The organism is Pseudomonas sp. 05N432, assembly GCF_056396945.1.
Map to the genome: position 1 here is coordinate 204,400 of NZ_JBFTMM010000001.1, position 17,420 is coordinate 221,819.

The window sequence follows — 17,420 nt, forward strand, 5'->3', positions numbered from 1 at the left end:
TCCGCTACACGGCTCTGTCGGATTTTCTGGCGCAGGAATACTATGCGCGCCATGCAAATACCCTCTGATCACCCGCTGCTGTTACGTATCGTCGACGACCTGGCTACACATGGCTGGTCGCAGCAGAATATTTTCCTGCCCCAGGCTCTGACCCTGGAACTGGCGGCTGAGTGCCGTAAACGTGCAGCCGAAGGTGAGTTGGCGCCAGCGGCAGTGGGGCGCGGGCCTTTCTCGGAGATTCGCGAAGGCATTCGTGGCGACCATATTCAGTGGCTTGAGCCCGGGCAAGATGCGGCCTGCGACAGTTATCTGGGGTTGATGGACAGCCTGCGCGAGGCGATGAATCGGGGGTTGTTTCTCGGTCTTGAGGATTTCGAGAGCCATTTTGCGCTTTACCCGCCGGGCGCGTTCTACCTCAAGCACGTCGACCGCTTTCGCGACGACGACCGGCGCATGGTGTCGGCGGTCATCTATCTCAATGACAGCTGGCTGCCGGAGCATGGCGGCCAGTTGCGGATGTACCTGGAGGAGGGCAGAGAGCACGATGTGGTGCCCACTGGCGGTTGCCTGGTGGTGTTCCTGTCGGGCGAAGTGCCCCATGAAGTCCTGCCCGCGACCCGCGAGCGCCTGTCATTGACGGGCTGGTTTCGCCGGCGCGGCAACGAGCCATTCTGATCATGCAGAAAATTCTGGTGAGCCGTTGTCTGCTGGGCCACCGCGTGCGTTACGACGGTGGGGCCAGCGGGCCGTTCAATCAGCTGGAACAATGGATCGCCGAAGGTCGGGTGATCCCTTTGTGCCCGGAAGTCGCCGGCGGTTTGCCAACACCACGGGCTGCGGCCGAGATTCCGGGTGGGCAGGGCGGCCAGGTGCTCGACGGTATTGCACGGGTGATAACGACTGAGGGCGAGGACGTCAGCGCCGAGTTTCTCTCGGGTGCCCATCAGGCTCTGGAATTGGTCCGAAAACACGCAATCCGCATCGCCGTGCTCAAGGCCAACAGCCCGTCCTGTGGCAATCGGCTGACCTATGACGGGACCTTCAGCGGGGTCAAAGTCAGCGGCGAGGGCGTCACCGCAGCCTTGCTGACCCGCAATGGGGTGCAAGTGTTCAGCGAGCTGGAGTTGGCCGAGGCTGCGCTCGCGTTGGCTGCACTGTCCTTGTAGCAGCTGCCGAAGGCTGCGTTCGAGGACGAAGTCCTCGCAGAGCTAACACCACGCAGTTCCTGACGTAGTGCATTAGGACGCTTGCGACGGCTTCGCCGCCGAACGCAGGCTTCGCCAGTTGCTACAGGATTGCGTACATTTCTATATCAAGGTTTCGGTGGTTGGCTCGCGTCCATGCCGAACCATTTATCCGACAGCGCCATCAATCGGCCGTCCGCCTTGATCCGTTGCAGGGCCCGGTCGAGGCTGGCCTGGAATGCCGGGTTACCTTTCTGAAACGGAATCGCCAGGCTCAGGGTCGGACCGACCTTGGCACCTTCTTTTACCGGTAGACGACTGTCGCGAATGGCGTAGGGGATCAGTAAGCGATCGCTGATGGCTGCGTCGATCTGTTTGTCTGCCACATCCTTGAGCGGTTGCTGCGCGTCGGGATAGCTGCGCAGGTCAATACCTTCGACACCGCGCGCCTGTTCGACGAACTGACTGCCTTGCGCCACACCCAGGGACTGGCCCTTGAGCGCCAGCAAAGTGCCGAGCGGGCGTTGTTCTTCCTGGCGCACGATCAATTGTGCGCTTGAATAACTATAAGGTTCGCTGAAGTCGAAACGATCCTTGAGTTCTGGAGTCAGTGCTATGTGGTTGATGGCGACGTCGTACTTGCCGCTCTCGACCCCCGGCAACAGATCGGCCGAATCAGTGACCACGAAGTCGGCACGCACATCCAGTTCGTTGGCCAGCAGTTGGCCCAGTTCGACTTCGAAGCCGCTGAGCTTGCCGTCTTCCTTGAAGTTGAACGGTGGTGTGTTGGCTTCAAGCGCAATGCGCAACTCGCCACGGTCGTTTACATCGTCGATCAGTTCGGCATGAGCAAAAGGGCTCACAAGGGGCAGCAACAGTATCAGGCCAGGCAGAAAGCGCATGGTCACTCCTTGAATTCGTTATGTGCGGCGCGCTGTTTCGTGCGCTTTGCTATGGTGTTGAGGTGTTTCGACAACGAATCGCCACGAAGTTGTCACAACCGTAAAGATTAAGTTCAAAACTGGAGAAAAGAATGAAAACCTTTATGTCACGTGCAGTTCTCGCTGGTCTGATGCTCAGCGCTTCGATGCTGGCGAGCGCCGCGGACGTCCCCCGCACCAAGGCCCCTGCGGGTGCGAAGGTGTATATCGTCTCTCCGGCGGACGGTGCGACTGTAGATAAAACCTTCAAGGTCCGATTCGCTGTTGAAAAAATTGCCCTGGCGCCGGCCGGCGATCAGACCCCGCACACCGGGCACCACCACCTGCTGATTGACGTCAACCAGTTGCCAGTCGAGAACATGCCGATCCCGGCGGACGCCAACCACCTGCATTTCGGCAAGGCACAGACCGAAACCGAAGTGACCCTGACGCCGGGCAAGCACACCTTGCAACTGGAGCTGGGCGACAAGAACCACGTGCCGTTCGATCCGCCGATTGTTTCGAAAAAAATCTCCGTGACCGTCAAATAACAGGATGTCTTGGATCTGGCGTATTTAAGTTCGACGTTCGTTAAGCGCCCGAGGCAATGCCTCGGGCTTTTTTTTGAGTCTTTCGAGGTGGTCTACAATTGTTTCGCGGCGAGAAAGGAATTACGCCGATCCTGTTTCCTCAAGGACGTTCCCCCATGAATAGTCGTCTGTTGGCTGCCTCAATCCTGACGTTGTTTGCCGGCTCATCTTATGCGCTGTCTCAAACCGACAGAGCTGTTGTGGATGTACCCAATATCCAAGAAGCTATTACCATTCAGAAACAGATCGATGCACAAAGCGATAAGACCGCCCCTGCAGGAACTCCCTGGTTTATCGTGCTCAGGGGGAGTGCTCCGATTATTGTGACAGCGCCTCACGCTACACGGCCTTTGCGTGATGGTAGCTACCGATTCGCTGATGGCGGTGGTACGGCGGCTTTGGCCAAGATGTTAAATACTCTGGGTTGCGCCACGGTGATCTATACGCAATTTCAGAGTCCGTCAGACCCTAATTATTACGACGACAATGATTTCAAGGCGCAAGTCGCCAGCCTGATCAAGGAAGTGAAGCCTCAGTTGTTGATCGACTTGCATGGCAGCAACTCTTACCGTCCCTATGATGTGGATTTCGGTACCATGAACGGGAGTTCGTTGCTGGGCAAAGATCAGGTTGTTCAGGAGTTAACAGACGCCATGCTCAAGGAAGGACTTAAAAACTTTTCGCACAATTACTTTGCTGCTTCGAAAAATCAAACTATCACTAAATACGCATCTAGCCTGGGAGTGCCAAGTGTGCAATTGGAGATCAACAGCACTTGGATGATGCCGGCGATGGACGATCTTTACGCTCATCGTTTCTCGCAGTTGCTGCAAGCATTGACTCGCTATGTGCGGGTGGCGACTAGTAACCCGGAAGGCCTCTGTAAAACATCCCCTGCTGCATAAGGCATGAAAAAGGGAGACCCGAGGGTCTCCCTTTTTATTGACGCTTGAGCGTTAGAACAACACGCGGCAACGAATGGTGCCGTTGATGTGTTGCAGCTTCTCTTGCGCCAGGTCCGAGTATTCGGCGTCGACGTCGATCACGACGTAGCCGACTTTCTCGTTGGTCTGCAGGAACTGACCGGAAATGTTGATACCGTTTTCGGCGAAGACCTTGTTGATCTCGCTGAGTACACCCGGAATGTTCTGGTGAATGTGCAGCAGACGGTGCTTGCCAGGGTGAGCCGGCAGGGCCACTTCCGGGAAGTTGACCGAGGATACCGACGTACCATTGTCGCTGTACTTGACCAGTTTTTCCGCCACTTCCAGACCGATGTTGGCTTGCGCTTCAGCGGTGGAGCCGCCGATGTGCGGGGTCAGGATCACGTTGTCCAGGCCACGCAGCGGGCTTTCGAACTCTTCGTCATTGGAGCGTGGCTCCACCGGGAATACGTCGATGGCCGCGCCGATCAGGTGCTTGTCCTTGATCGCGTCCGCCAGGGCGTCCAGCTCGACCACGGTGCCGCGAGCGGCGTTGATCAGGATGCCGCCCTTCTTGATGGCGCGGATTTCTTTCTCGCCGATCATCCACTGGGTAGCAGCAGTTTCCGGAACGTGCAGGGTCACGATGTCGGACATCGCCAGCAGTTCGTGCAGGTTGCCGACCTGAGTGGCGTTACCCAGTGGCAGCTTGGTGATGGTGTCGTAGAAGTACACCTGCATGCCCAGGCCTTCAGCCAGGACCGACAGTTGAGTACCGATCGAGCCGTAACCGACGATACCCAGCTTCTTGCCGCGGATTTCGAAGGAGTTGGCCGCGCTCTTGATCCAGCCGCCACGGTGGCAGGAAGCGTTCTTCTCAGGGATGCCGCGCAGCAACAGGATCGCTTCAGCCAGCACCAGCTCGGCCACCGAACGGGTGTTGGAGTACGGTGCGTTGAAGACAGCGATGCCGCGTTCGCGAGCAGCGTTGAGGTCGACCTGGTTGGTGCCGATGCAGAAACAGCCAACAGCTACCAGTTTCTTCGCGTGATCGAAGATTTCTTCGGTCAGTTGAGTGCGGGAGCGAATGCCGATGAAGTGCGCATCAGCGATCTTTTCCTTCAGCTGGGCTTCCGGCAGAGAACCTGTCAGGTACTCGATGCTGGTGTAGCCCGCCGCCTTGAGGACGTCGACAGCCGATTGGTGGACGCCTTCGAGAAGAAGGAACTTGATCTTGCTCTTATCGAGAGAAGTCTTGCTCATCTGCGTAAACCTGTGTCCCGGAGAAAAATGGCAGGGAAGTGGCCAGCAGATGCTGACCCGAGCGGCAGGAACGCCGTCGCCGCAGAACAGCCTTTGGGCACTATCCTGCGGGGGCGGTATGCTAGCATATGCACCCCGCAAACACTCATTCCTGCGACGTGAAGCGTGCTCAGGATGACCATGAATTGTTCGAGAGTTCTGTCGATGACCAATCCCGCCCTGATTGAAGAGCTGAAGACCCTGGTTGAGCCTGGCAAGGTACTGACCGATGCCGACTCCCTGAATGCTTACGGTAAGGATTGGACCAAGCATTTCGCCCCGGCCCCGACGGCCATCGTATTCCCCAAGACCACCGAGCAGGTCCAGGCCATCGTCCGTTGGGCGAATGAGCACAAGATTGCGCTGGTGCCGTCTGGCGGGCGCACCGGGCTGTCCGCCGCTGCCGTGGCAGCCAATGGCGAAGTGGTGGTTTCGTTCGACTATATGAACCAGATCCTCGACGTGAACCTGACCGACCGCACTGCGACGTGTCAGCCGGGCGTAGTCACCGAACAGCTGCAAAACCGCGCCGAAGAGCACGGTCTGTACTACCCGGTGGACTTTGCTTCCGCCGGTTCCAGCCAGATTGGCGGCAATATCGGCACCAATGCTGGCGGGATCAAGGTTATTCGCTACGGCATGACCCGTAACTGGGTTGCCGGCATGAAAGTCGTGACCGGCAAGGGCGACCTGCTGGAACTGAACCGCGACCTGATCAAGAACGCCACCGGCTACGACATGCGTCAACTGTTCATCGGCGCCGAAGGCACCTTGGGTTTTGTGGTCGAAGCGACCATGCGTCTGGATCGCGCCCCGAAAAACCTCACCGCGATGGTCCTCGGCACTGCCGATTTCGACTCGATCATGCCGGTGCTGCACGCATTCCAGAGCAAGCTCGACCTGACCGCATTCGAATTTTTCTCCGACAAGGCGCTGGCCAAAGTCCTCGCGCGCGGCGACGTGCCGGCACCGTTCGAATCCGATTGCCCGTTCTACGCGCTGCTGGAATTCGAAGCGACCACCGAAGAAGTGGCCAACCATGCACTGGAAACCTTCGAACACTGCGTTGAAGAGGGCTGGGTGCTCGATGGTGTGATGAGCCAGAGCGAATCGCAACTGCAAAACCTCTGGAAGCTGCGCGAATACATCTCCGAGACCATTTCCCACTGGACGCCGTACAAGAACGACATTTCGGTCACTGTGTCGAAAGTCCCGGCATTTCTGAAGGAAATCGACGCGATCGTCGGCGAACACTACCCGGATTTCGAAATCGTCTGGTTCGGCCACATCGGCGACGGCAACCTGCACCTGAACATCCTCAAGCCAGAGAGCCTCAGCAAGGACGAGTTCTTCGCCAAGTGCGCGACCGTCAACAAGTGGGTGTTCGAAACCGTCGAGAAGTACAACGGCTCGATCTCGGCCGAGCACGGCGTGGGCATGACCAAGCGAGATTACTTGACCTACAGCCGTTCGCCGGTTGAGATCGAGTACATGAAAGCGGTCAAGGCGGTGTTTGACCCGAATGGCATCATGAACCCGGGCAAAATCTTCGCTGTTTGAAGCCGCTGTACCGGATGAATCAATAAGGGAGTCGGTAATGAGCTATCAGCACCAGTATGTCGACGGTACACGTATTCATTTCCCGGTCGGGAAAGTGGTGTGCATCGGGCGTAACTACGCCGAACACGCCAAGGAACTGGATAACCCGGTGCCAACCGAGCCGCTGCTGTTCATCAAACCGGGCAGTTGCGTGGTGTCGCTGGAGGGTGGTTTTGCGATTCCGGCCGAGCGTGGTTCGGTCCACTACGAGGCAGAAATCGCCGTGTTGATCGGCAAGCCGTTGTCGACCAAGCCAAGCCGCGAAGAAGTGCTGGACGCGATCTCCGGGTTTGCGCCGGGGCTGGACCTGACCTTGCGCGACAAGCAGGCCGAGCTGAAATCCAAAGGCCTGCCATGGGAAATCGCCAAGTCGTTCGACGGCGCCTGCGTGCTGGCTCCATTTGTGGTCAGCAGCACGTTCCCGGACCTGACCGATATCGGTATTCGCCTGACCATCAACGGTGAAGTTCGCCAGGACGGCAACAGCAGCTTGATGCTCAACCCGATCGTGCCAATGATCCAGCACATGGCAGGCTGCTTCTCGCTGCAAGCCGGTGACGTGATCATGACCGGCACTCCGGCTGGCGTCGGTCCGTTGAACGTTGGCGATGAACTGGTGCTGGAATTGCCGGGCGCCGGCAGCTTCAAGAGCAGTGTTCGCTAAACCGCAATACAGAGTCCTGATCGTGCTCTTCGCCGCAGTCGTGGCGTTGGGCGCGGCTGGGCAGCATTATCGTTTGTTCGAGCGCGGCTGGTTCAACCTGCAAGCCTGGTTGCACCCGGCCGATGGCGAGTCCATGGCACTCAACGATTACCAGGTGGTTGTCGAGGCGAAGGTCATTGACGGGCTGAGCGCGGACGTTTCGGCGCTGACGTTTGATCCGGTGCGCCAAAGCCTGTTCACCGTGACCAATAAAAACTCCGAGCTGCTCGAGCTGTCCCTCGACGGGCGAATCCTGCGCCGCGTGACGCTGATCGGGTTTGGCGACCCGGAAGCGGTGGAGTTCATCAGTGCCGATACCTATGTGATCGCCGATGAATATCAGCAGCGCCTGATCAAGATTCACCTGACGGATGAAACGGAGTTTCTCGACGCTGCGGATTCCGAGCAGATGACCCTTGGCGTGCACATGAGCAGCAATAAGGGCTTTGAAGGCCTGGCCTACGATTCGGTGGGCAAGCGGTTGTTCGTCGCCAAAGAGCGCGACCCGATGCTGATCTACGAAGTGCAGGGCTTCCCGCATTACAACCCGGAGAAATCCTACGCGGTGCATGTGGTCAACAACCCCAAGCGTGATGCCGGGCTGTTCGTGCGCGACCTGTCGAGCCTGCAATATGACAAGCGCAGCGGCCATTTGCTGGCGCTGTCGGATGAGTCGCATCTGGTGCTGGAACTGGATATCGACGGTCGGCCGTTAAGCACGATGTCGCTGGACAAAGGGCAGCAGGGTTTGCAAAAGACAGTGCCGCAAGCAGAAGGGATCGCCATGGACGACAGCGGCACGATGTACCTGGTCAGCGAGCCCAACCTGTTTTACGTCTTCAAAAAGCCACCACAGCCCTGATCAACCCCGCAAAACAATGTGGGAGCGAGCCTGCTCGCGATAGCGGTCGGTTATTCAACATCGATGTTGAATGTGCCGGACTAATCGCGAGCAGGCTCGCTCCCACAGGTTTTGTGTTCGCCTTACTTGGCGCGCAGGGTCTTCACGCCTTCACTGGTGCCCAGCAGCAGCAAATCTGCCGGACGGGCGGCGAACAGGCCGTTGGTGACCACGCCGACGATGGCGTTGATTTGAGTTTCGAGTTCGACCGGGTTGGTGATCTGCATGTTGTAGACGTCGAGGATGATGTTGCCGTTGTCGGTCAGCACGCCTTCGCGGTAAACCGGATCGCCGCCCAGCTTCACCAGTTCGCGGGCCACGTGGCTGCGGGCCATCGGGATCACTTCGACCGGCAGTGGGAAAGTGCCCAGGACCGGCACCAGTTTGCTGGCGTCGGCGATGCAGATGAAGGTCTTGGCCACGGCAGCAACGATCTTTTCGCGGGTCAGGGCTGCGCCACCGCCCTTGATCAGGTTCAGGTGTTCGTCGCTTTCATCGGCGCCATCGACATAGAACTCCAGGTCGCTGACGGTGTTGAGCTCATACACCGGAATCCCGTGGGCCTTGAGGCGCGCGGCGGTGGCTTCGGAGCTGGCAACCGCGCCATCGAACGCGCCCTTGTGTTGGGCGAGTGCATCGATGAAGCAGTTGGCGGTGGAGCCGGTGCCGACCCCGACGATGCTCTTGTCGTCGAGTTTTGGAAGGATGAAATCGACGGCGGCTTGGGCCACTGCCTGTTTGAGTTGATCCTGGGTCATGCGGGCTCCGAGGTGCCAAAAGGGGAACGAAAGGCCCGCATTATAGCCCCATGCCTGGCTAAATCCTCTGGATTCGTGTGGTCGCACGGGCAAAAGCCGGGTTAGACTCCTTGGCCCTGCCCAACCCGCTCAGTGATGCTTTCCGATGCTCGAACAGTACGTCAAAAAGATCCTCACCTCGCGCGTTTATGACGTTGCCGTAGAAACCCCATTGCAGACTGCTCGCCAGCTCTCCGAGCGGCTGGGCAATACTATTTGGCTCAAGCGCGAAGACTTGCAGCCAGTGTTCTCATTCAAGATTCGCGGCGCTTACAACAAGCTGACCCAATTGAGCGATGAAGAGCGCGCCCGTGGCGTGGTCACCGCCTCGGCAGGTAACCATGCGCAAGGCCTGGCGCTCGCGGCCAAAGTGCTGGGCGTGAAAGCGACCATCGTCATGCCCAAGACCACCCCCGAGATCAAGGTTGAAGGTGTGCGTTCGCGTGGCGGCAAAGTAGTGTTGCACGGTGATTCCTTCCCGGAAGCCCTGGCCTACTCGCTGAAACTGGTCGACGAAAAGGGCTACGTCTACATCCACCCTTACGATGATCCGCACACGATTGCCGGGCAGGGCACCGTGGCGATGGAGATTCTGCGCCAGCACCCGGGCCCGATTAATGCGATTTTCGTCCCGGTGGGCGGTGGCGGCCTGATCGCCGGGATTGCCGCGTACGTGAAGTACCTGCGGCCCGAGATCAAGATCATCGGTGTCGAGCCGGACGACTCCAACTGCCTGCAGGCGGCCATGGCGGCTGGTGAGCGCGTGGTTCTGCCGACCGTCGGGCTCTTTGCCGATGGCGTGGCAGTGGCGCAGATCGGTCAGCACACCTTCGACATCTGCAAGGATTACGTCGATGAAGTGATCACCGTCAGCACTGACGAGATCTGTGCGGCAATCAAGGATATCTACGACGATACCCGCTCGATCACCGAGCCTGCCGGCGCCTTGGGTGTAGCGGGGATCAAGAAGTATGTCGAGCTGTATGGCGTGACCGGGCAGACCCTGGTGGCCATCGACTCCGGCGCCAACGTCAACTTCGACCGCCTGCGCCACGTCGCCGAGCGCGCCGAGCTGGGTGAGGGGCGTGAAGCGATCATCGCCGTGACCATCCCGGAGAAGCCGGGCAGCTTCAAGGCGTTCTGCGAAGCCATCGGCAAACGCCAGATCACCGAATTCAACTACCGCTACAACACCGGCAGCGAAGCGCACATCTTTGTCGGCGTGCAGACGCACCCGGAAAACGATCCACGCAGCGCGCTGCTCGCCAGTCTGACCGAGCAGGGCTTCCCGGTGCTCGACCTGACCGACAACGAACTGGCCAAGTTGCACATTCGCCACATGGTGGGCGGTCGTGCGGCGCATGTCGTCGATGAAGTGGTGTTGCGCTTCGAGTTCCCGGAGCGTCCGGGAGCGTTGTTCAATTTCCTCAACAAGCTCGGCGGGCGCTGGAATATCTCGATGTTCCACTACCGTAACCACGGCGCGGCCGATGGTCGGGTGGTCGCCGGTCTGCAAGTGCCGCATGAAGAGCGTCATCTGGTGCCGGCGGCACTGGCAGAAATCGGTTACCCGTATTGGGATGAGAGCGACAATCCGGCGTATAAGCTGTTCCTCGGCTGAGCGTCTACGCTGCTGGTCAGTCCATAAGGAAATCGAACAATGGAAACGTTAACCGCCCTGAAAGTTGCGCATGTCCTGGCAACGGTGTTGTTGCTGGTCGGTGCGCTGGGCCTGGCGATCTGGGTCTGGCGCACGCGCCGTAACGGCGATGTGACGGCGCACGCGCGCACGTTGCAGCGGCCATGGGTGTTTGTCTGGCTGGTGATGGGCCTGGCGCTGCTGAGCATGCCGTTCACCGGATGGTGGATGGTGCACCTGGTGGGCTGGCCGCTGGGGCAGATGTGGATTCTGGCGTCCAGCGTGATCTACACAGTCGGTGCGCTGGCGATGTTCTGGCTGCTGGTGCGGCTTAACAAGCTGCGCACTGCGCCGGGTGGCAATGGCAAGTTTACGTTTGCCTTGGCGGTGTTCAGTTTTGTCTGCTTTATCGCGATTGCCGGGTTGATGGGTGCGAAACCGGTTTAAGGATTGAAACCGAGTCGTTCCCATCGCGAGCAGGCTCGCTCCCACATTAGATCTTCAGTGAACACAGATTTTGTGAACGGCGAGATCCAGTGTGGGAGCGAGCCTGCTCCGGGCGGCGTTCCGACGATGGCGATTTCAGTCGCGCAACGACATGATCGGCCAGCCACGTTTCTGTGCTTCGGCGCGCAGATTCGGGTCCGGGTCCACGGCCACCGGGTTTGCCACTTCCTCCAGCAATGCCAGGTCATTCATCGAATCGCTATAGAAATAGCTGTCTTCGAGCGACATGCCGGTCTCTTCCAGCCAACGATTCAGGCGCGTCACCTTGCCTTCACGGTAGCACGGCACGTCGGTGCTGCGTCCGGTGTAGCGGCCGTCGACCATTTCGCATTCGGTGGCAATCAGGGTTTCGACGCCCAGGCGCTGGGCAATGGGACCTGTGACGAAGCGGTTGGTGGCGGTGATGATCACCAGTTTATCGCCGGCAGCCCGATGCCTGGCCAGCAACTCGAGCCCCTTGGACAACACGAGCGGCTCGATGCAGTCGCGCATGTAGTCGCGGTGCCATTCGTCCAGCAGGGTCATCTCGGTACGGCCGAGGATTTCCAGGCAAAAGTTCAGGTACTCGGCCTGGTCCAGCTTGCCGGCCAGGTAGTCCTGGTAGAACTCATCGTTGCGCGTTTTGTAGGCGACGGCATCGAGGAAGCCGCGTTCGCACAGGTAATCGCCCCACGCGTGATCGCTGTCGCCGCCCAAAAGTGTGTTGTCCAAGTCGAATAAAGCCAGACGCATTTGCAGTTACTCGCTGAAAAGTCTGTAAAAAGGTCTCCAGAATACGGTCTTTTCACAAGAGTGCACATAACGTAGGAAGCTTCGTTGCCGCCTTCACGACCTTTGTGGAACAATGCGACGACATGCGTTTGCGAGGTTGTTGCCGTGATCGACCCCGATGGTTTCCGCCCCAATGTCGGGATCATTCTCACGAATGATGCCGGCCAGGTGCTATGGGCTCGCCGTATCAATCAAGATGCCTGGCAGTTTCCTCAAGGTGGTATCAACCCTCAGGAGACGCCAGAAGACGCCTTGTACCGCGAGTTGAACGAAGAAGTGGGGCTGGAGCGCGAAGATGTTGAAATTCTCGCCTGCACCCGGGGCTGGTTGCGCTATCGTTTGCCGCAACGCCTGGTCAGAACGCACAGCCAACCGCTGTGCATTGGCCAGAAACAGAAGTGGTTTCTCCTGCGCCTGGTCTCCAACGAGCAGCGGGTGCGGATGGATTTGACCGGTAAACCGGAGTTCGATGGCTGGCGCTGGGTCAGTTATTGGTATCCGTTGGGCCAGGTGGTGACATTCAAGCGCGAGGTTTACCGCCGCGCTCTCAAAGAGCTTGCCCCGCGCCTTTTAGCGCGCGACTGACGACGGAGTTCGACCCCGAGCCATGCTCAATACGCTGCGCAAGATCGTCCAGGAAGTTAACTCCGCCAAGGATCTCAAGGCGGCGTTGGGGATTATTGTGTTGCGCGTCAAAGAGGCCATGGGCAGCCAGGTCTGCTCGGTCTACCTGCTCGACCCCGAAACCAACCGCTTCGTGCTGATGGCCACCGAGGGCTTGAACAAGCGCTCGATCGGCAAGGTCAGCATGGCGCCCAACGAAGGTCTGGTTGGCCTGGTCGGCACGCGTGAAGAACCCCTCAACCTCGAAAACGCCGCGGATCACCCGCGCTATCGCTACTTCGCCGAAACCGGTGAAGAGCGTTATGCCTCGTTCCTCGGAGCCCCGATCATTCACCACCGCCGTGTTGTCGGCGTGTTGGTCATCCAGCAAAAAGAGCGTCGCCAGTTCGACGAAGGTGAAGAAGCCTTCCTGGTGACCATGAGCGCCCAGCTCGCGGGCGTTATCGCCCACGCCGAGGCCACCGGTTCGATCCGTGGCCTGGGGCGTCAGGGCAAGGGCATTCAGGAAGCAAAGTTCGTCGGCGTACCCGGCTCGCCCGGTGCGGCGGTCGGTACTGCGGTGGTCATGTTGCCGCCGGCCGATCTGGACGTGGTGCCTGACAAGACCATCGCTGATATCGAAGCAGAGCTGGGCCTGTTCAAGACCGCCATCGAAGGCGTACGCGCCGACATGCGTGCGCTGTCCGCCAAGCTTGCCACGCAATTGCGGCCGGAAGAGCGGGCGCTGTTCGACGTCTACCTGATGATGCTCGACGACGCTTCGCTGGGCAGCGAAGTGACCACCGTGATCAAGACCGGCCAGTGGGCCCAGGGCGCACTGCGTCAGGTGGTCACCGATCACGTCAACCGTTTTGAATTGATGGACGACGCCTACCTGCGTGAGCGTGCCTCGGACGTCAAGGACCTTGGCCGACGCCTGCTGGCTTACCTGCAGGAAGAGCGTCAGCAGACGCTGGTCTATCCCGACAACACCATTCTGATCAGCGAAGAACTGACGCCGGCGATGCTCGGCGAGGTGCCGGAAGGCAAGCTGGTGGGTTTGGTGTCGGTACTCGGTTCCGGCAACTCCCACGTGGCGATCCTGGCGCGAGCCATGGGTATCCCGACGGTGATGGGCCTGGTCGACCTGCCGTATTCCAAGGTCGACGGCATCCAGATGATCGTCGACGGCTACCACGGCGAGGTCTACACCAACCCGAGCGACGTGCTGCGCAAGCAGTTCGCCGACGTGGTCGAGGAAGAGAAGCAACTGGCGCTGGGGCTGGATGCACTGCGCGACTTGCCATGCGTGACGATCGACGGTCACCGCATGCCGCTGTGGGTTAACACCGGCCTGTTGGCGGATGTGGCGCGGGCGCAGAAGCGCGGTGCCGAAGGCGTGGGTCTGTACCGCACCGAAGTGCCGTTCATGATCAATCAGCGCTTCCCGAGCGAAAAGGAGCAGCTGGCGATTTATCGCGAGCAACTCGCGGCCTTCCACCCGCAACCGGTGACCATGCGCAGTCTGGACATCGGCGGCGACAAGTCACTGTCGTACTTCCCGATCAAGGAAGACAACCCGTTCCTCGGCTGGCGCGGGATTCGCGTGACCCTCGACCACCCGGAAATCTTCCTGGTACAAACCCGCGCCATGCTCAAGGCCAGTGAGGGCCTGAACAACCTGCGCATTTTGCTGCCGATGATCTCTGGCACGCATGAACTGGAAGAAGCCCTGCACCTGATTCACCGCGCCTGGGGTGAAGTGCGCGACGAAGGCACCGATGTGCCGATGCCGCCAGTTGGCGTGATGATCGAGATTCCCGCAGCGGTGTACCAAACCAAGGAACTGGCGCGGCAGGTGGATTTCCTGTCGGTCGGCTCCAACGACCTGACCCAATACCTGCTGGCCGTCGACCGTAACAACCCGCGGGTGGCCGATCTTTACGACTACCTGCACCCGGCGGTGCTGCAAGCCCTGCAAAACGTGGTGCGCGATGCACATGCCGAAGGCAAGCCGGTGAGTATCTGTGGCGAGATGGCCGGTGATCCGGCGGCGGCGGTGCTGTTGATGGCGATGGGCTTCGACAGCCTGTCGATGAACGCCACCAACTTGCCGAAAGTGAAGTGGATGCTGCGCCAGGTCAACCTGAGCTGGGCCAGGGATCTGCTTGCCGAGCTGATGACCATCGACAACCCGCAAGTGATCCACAGCTCGCTGCAACTGGCGCTGAAGAACCTTGGGTTGGCGCGGATGATCAATCCGGCGGCGATCAAGCCTCTCTAAAGCGCTGACGGCCTCATCGCGAGCAGGCTCGCTCCCACATTGATTTGTGTAGGTTCATTATTTTGTGATCAACACAAAACCCTGTGGGAGCGAGCCTGCTCGCGATGAGGCCAGTTCAGGCAGCACAAAGCTAAAGCCTGATCTCCACTTCCCCAAGATGCCCGCCATACGGCCCGAAACTTCGTTCAACCATATGCCGCGTCCCGTCCGCCCGCACAATCAGCGCGGTACTCGCCCGCGTGCCATACGTGGGGCTGGCTATAAACACGCTCGACAACAAACTCTCGGTCGCAAGACCAACCCCGGTATCCGGCAAGTCGGCGAATGGCGCTGTTTGCGGGTCGCCTAAAAGGGCCAGCAAGGCCTGTGGCTGCGGGTCGGCCAGGACTTCACTCAACGCCGCCTTGGCCTTGAGCACTTTCGGCCACGGCGTATCAAGCCCGGCATTCGACAATCCATAGATGCCTGATTGCAGTTTGCCTGGCCCAGGCGTGCGCGCGTTGTAATGCCACAGCTCATGACGATTGCCGATCAGCAGATTAAACCCGGCATATTCCGGTGATCTGTCGACAACCTCGGCCAAATACTGATCAACCGGTAAGTCGCCGGTGAGAAACCCTGCCACCAGCTCGCCTCGTGATTTGCGCGCCGGCGGCTGGTGCGGGTCGCGGATGTTGGTCAATGCGGCAAAGCGCCCGTCGGCGCCAATGCCCAGCCAGGTGCCACCCGCTTCCAGGTCGCGTCCGGCGTACACCTCTGGCGTCTCGGGCCATTGCGCCAGCGGCAGGCTGGGGCGCGCATAAAACTCGTCGCGGTTGGCCGCAACGATCAGCGGTGTCGCATGACCCGGCCGCCAGGCGAAGACGATCAAGCACATGGGGTTATCCCTCTTGGCTTTTTGCCCACTTTACGCATAGAACTGGCGGGTATCCATCGCCATCCAGTGGAGCTTGAGGCCATGCATCCGTTACCATGCCGCACTTATTTCGGGGTGCAGTCATGGAATTTCCGCTCTATCTGCTGCTGGGGGCCTGTGCCGGCGTGCTGGCCGGGCTGTTTGGGGTGGGCGGCGGGATCATCATCGTCCCGGTACTGGTGTTCAGTTTCACCTTGCAGGGTTTTGATGTGTCGGTGCTGACTCACCTGGCCGTCGGCACGTCGTTGGCGACGATCATCTTCACGTCGGTCAATGCAGTGCGCGAACATCATCTGAAAGGCGCGGTGCGCTGGCCGATTTTTGTCTGGATGACTGTCGGGATTCTGATCGGCGCGGGTTTTGGCGCGCTGACGGCCGAAGCCATCTCGGGACCGCATTTGCAGAAGATCATCGGCGTGTTCGCGTTGGTCATTGCCTTGCAGCTGGCGCTGGAGGTCAAGCCCAAGGCCAGCCGAACGGTGCCTGGCAAATTCGGCCTGACCCTGGCCGGCAGTGTGATCGGCTGGGCTTCGGCGATTTTCGGGGTCGGCGGGGGCTCGCTGACGGTGCCGTTTCTGACCTGGCGCAGTGTGCCGATGCAGCAAGCCGTGGCCACTTCTTCGGCCTGCGGTCTGCCGATTGCGCTCGTCAGTGCATTAAGTTTCATGATTTTGGGCTGGCACGATCCACGTCTGCCGGCTCATAGTCTCGGGTTCATTTATTTACCGGCGCTGTTGGGCATTGCCCTGACCAGCATGGTCTTTGCCCGCATCGGTGCGCGACTGGCCCACAAGCTGTCACCGCGGTTGCTGAAAAGACTGTTTGCCGCGTTGCTGTTTTGCGTGGGTTTGAGCTTTTTGCTTTGAGCTCTTTTGCCGGGAGCAGCGACGCAATCCTGGCTTAATCCAGGCGTGGCACGGTCGCGCAGGAATTTTACGTTTCAACTCTAACGAGGAGTCGCAATGCTGCCTTACCCGCAGATTGACCCGGTGGCCCTGGCCATCGGCCCGCTGAAAATCCACTGGTACGGCCTGATGTACCTGATTGGCATCGGCGGCGCCTGGCTGCTGGCGTCGCGACGGTTGAACCGTTTCGACCCGACCTGGACCAAGGAGAAACTCTCCGACATGGTCTTCTGGATGTCGATGGGTGTGATTGTCGGCGGCCGACTGGGCTATGTGCTGTTTTACGATCTGAGTGCTTACCTGGCCAACCCGACGCTGATTTTTGAAGTGTGGAAGGGCGGCATGTCGTTCCATGGCGGGTTCATCGGCGTGATGCTGGCGGCCCTGTGGTTCGGCAGAAAGAATGGCAAGTCGTTCTTCCAGCTGATGGATTTTGTCGCACCGATGGTGCCGATCGGCCTGGGGGCCGGGCGTATCGGTAACTTCATCAACGCCGAGTTGTGGGGCAAGCCGACCGACCTGCCGTGGGCAATGATCTTCCCGCCGTTCAGCGACCCGGCACAGCTGCCGCGTCACCCGTCGCAGCTGTATCAGTTTGCGCTGGAAGGCGTGGCGCTGTTCCTGATCCTCTGGTTGTTCTCGCGCAAGCCGCGGCCGACCATGGCCGTGTCCGGGATGTTCACGCTGTTCTACGGTATTTTCCGATTCATCGTCGAATTTGTCCGCGTGCCGGACGCGCAACTGGGCTATCTGGCCTGGAACTGGCTGACCATGGGCCAGGTCCTCTGCGTACCGATGATCCTTGCCGGTCTGTTCCTGATCTGGCTGGCTTATCACCGTGCTCCGGCGGCTCCGGTTGCCCCGACTGCTTAAGAG

The 17,420-nt window shown here is 59.5% G+C and carries 18 protein-coding genes; 13 read left to right on the forward strand and 5 right to left on the reverse strand.

Annotation, left to right across the window (positions count from 1 at the left end):
- The first annotated feature begins 42 nt into the window (after nt 1-42).
- Together AC1DHT_RS00970 and AC1DHT_RS00975 are read left to right on the forward strand one after the other, a co-directional pair.
- Nucleotides 43-675: a 2OG-Fe(II) oxygenase gene (locus tag AC1DHT_RS00970; protein ID WP_427546652.1), complete on the forward strand. Its 633-nt coding sequence runs from the start codon at nt 43-45 to the stop codon at nt 673-675.
- Between the two features lie 2 nt (nt 676-677).
- On the forward strand, nt 678-1,166 hold the full coding sequence (locus tag AC1DHT_RS00975) for a 2-thiouracil desulfurase family protein (protein ID WP_427546649.1): 489 nt from the start codon (nt 678-680) through the stop codon (nt 1,164-1,166).
- Nucleotides 1,167-1,312: 146 nt separating this feature from the next.
- On the opposite strand, the gene AC1DHT_RS00980 is transcribed toward AC1DHT_RS00975, so the two are convergent.
- The gene (locus AC1DHT_RS00980) at nt 1,313-2,086 is read right to left on the reverse strand and encodes a transporter substrate-binding domain-containing protein (protein ID WP_427546646.1); all 774 of its coding nucleotides are present in this window, start codon (nt 2,084-2,086) and stop codon (nt 1,313-1,315) included.
- Nucleotides 2,087-2,217: 131 nt separating this feature from the next.
- Here AC1DHT_RS00980 and AC1DHT_RS00985 point away from each other — a divergent pair, with 131 nt between their 5' ends.
- Nucleotides 2,218-2,655 carry a DUF4399 domain-containing protein gene (locus AC1DHT_RS00985; RefSeq protein ID WP_427546644.1) on the forward strand — a complete coding sequence of 146 codons (438 nt, stop codon included), beginning with the start codon at nt 2,218-2,220 and terminating at the stop codon, nt 2,653-2,655.
- Between the two features lie 155 nt (nt 2,656-2,810).
- Complete coding sequence (locus AC1DHT_RS00990) at nt 2,811-3,599, forward strand: ketol-acid reductoisomerase (protein ID WP_427546641.1); 789 nt, start codon at nt 2,811-2,813, stop codon at nt 3,597-3,599.
- Nucleotides 3,600-3,650: 51 nt separating this feature from the next.
- On the opposite strand, the gene serA is transcribed toward AC1DHT_RS00990, so the two are convergent.
- On the reverse strand, nt 3,651-4,880 hold the full coding sequence (gene serA / locus AC1DHT_RS00995; RefSeq protein WP_054594522.1) for a phosphoglycerate dehydrogenase: 1,230 nt from the start codon (nt 4,878-4,880) through the stop codon (nt 3,651-3,653).
- Nucleotides 4,881-5,084: 204 nt separating this feature from the next.
- Here serA and AC1DHT_RS01000 point away from each other — a divergent pair, with 204 nt between their 5' ends.
- Genes AC1DHT_RS01000 through AC1DHT_RS01010 form a run of 3 tightly spaced genes read left to right on the forward strand, consistent with a single transcriptional unit; the run spans nt 5,085 to nt 8,083 of the window.
- Nucleotides 5,085-6,479, forward strand: a complete 1,395-nt coding sequence (locus AC1DHT_RS01000; RefSeq protein WP_427546638.1) for an FAD-binding oxidoreductase — start codon at nt 5,085-5,087, stop codon at nt 6,477-6,479.
- Nucleotides 6,480-6,516: 37 nt separating this feature from the next.
- Entirely contained in the window at nt 6,517-7,182 is a 666-nt protein-coding gene (locus AC1DHT_RS01005; protein ID WP_427532616.1) for a fumarylacetoacetate hydrolase family protein, read from the forward strand.
- On the forward strand, nt 7,172-8,083 hold the full coding sequence (locus AC1DHT_RS01010) for an SdiA-regulated domain-containing protein (RefSeq protein WP_427546635.1): 912 nt from the start codon (nt 7,172-7,174) through the stop codon (nt 8,081-8,083). The genes AC1DHT_RS01005 and AC1DHT_RS01010 overlap by 11 nt, the downstream gene beginning before the upstream one ends.
- 122 nt (nt 8,084-8,205) lie before the next feature.
- Here AC1DHT_RS01010 and rpiA read toward each other — a convergent pair whose 3' ends face one another.
- Nucleotides 8,206-8,880: a ribose-5-phosphate isomerase RpiA gene (rpiA, locus tag AC1DHT_RS01015; protein WP_427546632.1), complete on the reverse strand. Its 675-nt coding sequence runs from the start codon at nt 8,878-8,880 to the stop codon at nt 8,206-8,208.
- A gap of 145 nt (nt 8,881-9,025) precedes the next feature.
- Here rpiA and ilvA point away from each other — a divergent pair, with 145 nt between their 5' ends.
- Both ilvA and AC1DHT_RS01025 read left to right on the forward strand, forming a co-directional pair.
- Entirely contained in the window at nt 9,026-10,540 is a 1,515-nt protein-coding gene (ilvA, locus tag AC1DHT_RS01020) for a threonine ammonia-lyase, biosynthetic (RefSeq protein WP_427532622.1), read from the forward strand.
- Nucleotides 10,541-10,579: 39 nt separating this feature from the next.
- Nucleotides 10,580-11,005, forward strand: a complete 426-nt coding sequence (locus AC1DHT_RS01025; RefSeq protein ID WP_427546629.1) for a DUF2269 family protein — start codon at nt 10,580-10,582, stop codon at nt 11,003-11,005.
- A gap of 135 nt (nt 11,006-11,140) precedes the next feature.
- Here AC1DHT_RS01025 and AC1DHT_RS01030 read toward each other — a convergent pair whose 3' ends face one another.
- Nucleotides 11,141-11,797, reverse strand: coding sequence for a histidinol-phosphatase (locus AC1DHT_RS01030; RefSeq protein WP_427546626.1), 657 nt, complete (start codon nt 11,795-11,797; stop codon nt 11,141-11,143).
- A 144-nt stretch (nt 11,798-11,941) separates the two neighbouring features.
- On the opposite strand from AC1DHT_RS01030, the gene AC1DHT_RS01035 reads away from it, so the two are divergent.
- The gene (locus AC1DHT_RS01035) at nt 11,942-12,421 is read left to right on the forward strand and encodes an RNA pyrophosphohydrolase (protein WP_008064982.1); all 480 of its coding nucleotides are present in this window, start codon (nt 11,942-11,944) and stop codon (nt 12,419-12,421) included.
- A gap of 22 nt (nt 12,422-12,443) precedes the next feature.
- Nucleotides 12,444-14,723, forward strand: a complete 2,280-nt coding sequence (gene ptsP, locus AC1DHT_RS01040; RefSeq protein ID WP_429538859.1) for a phosphoenolpyruvate--protein phosphotransferase — start codon at nt 12,444-12,446, stop codon at nt 14,721-14,723.
- Nucleotides 14,724-14,853: 130 nt separating this feature from the next.
- Here the strand turns inward: ptsP and AC1DHT_RS01045 are convergent, their stop codons facing one another.
- Nucleotides 14,854-15,600, reverse strand: coding sequence for an NRDE family protein (locus tag AC1DHT_RS01045; RefSeq protein WP_427546200.1), 747 nt, complete (start codon nt 15,598-15,600; stop codon nt 14,854-14,856).
- Nucleotides 15,601-15,722: 122 nt separating this feature from the next.
- Here AC1DHT_RS01045 and AC1DHT_RS01050 point away from each other — a divergent pair, with 122 nt between their 5' ends.
- Together AC1DHT_RS01050 and lgt are read left to right on the forward strand one after the other, a co-directional pair.
- Complete coding sequence (locus AC1DHT_RS01050; RefSeq protein WP_054594512.1) at nt 15,723-16,505, forward strand: sulfite exporter TauE/SafE family protein; 783 nt, start codon at nt 15,723-15,725, stop codon at nt 16,503-16,505.
- 96 nt (nt 16,506-16,601) lie between these two features.
- Entirely contained in the window at nt 16,602-17,417 is an 816-nt protein-coding gene (lgt, locus tag AC1DHT_RS01055) for a prolipoprotein diacylglyceryl transferase (RefSeq protein ID WP_427546202.1), read from the forward strand.
- Nucleotides 17,418-17,420: the final 3 nt, after the last annotated feature.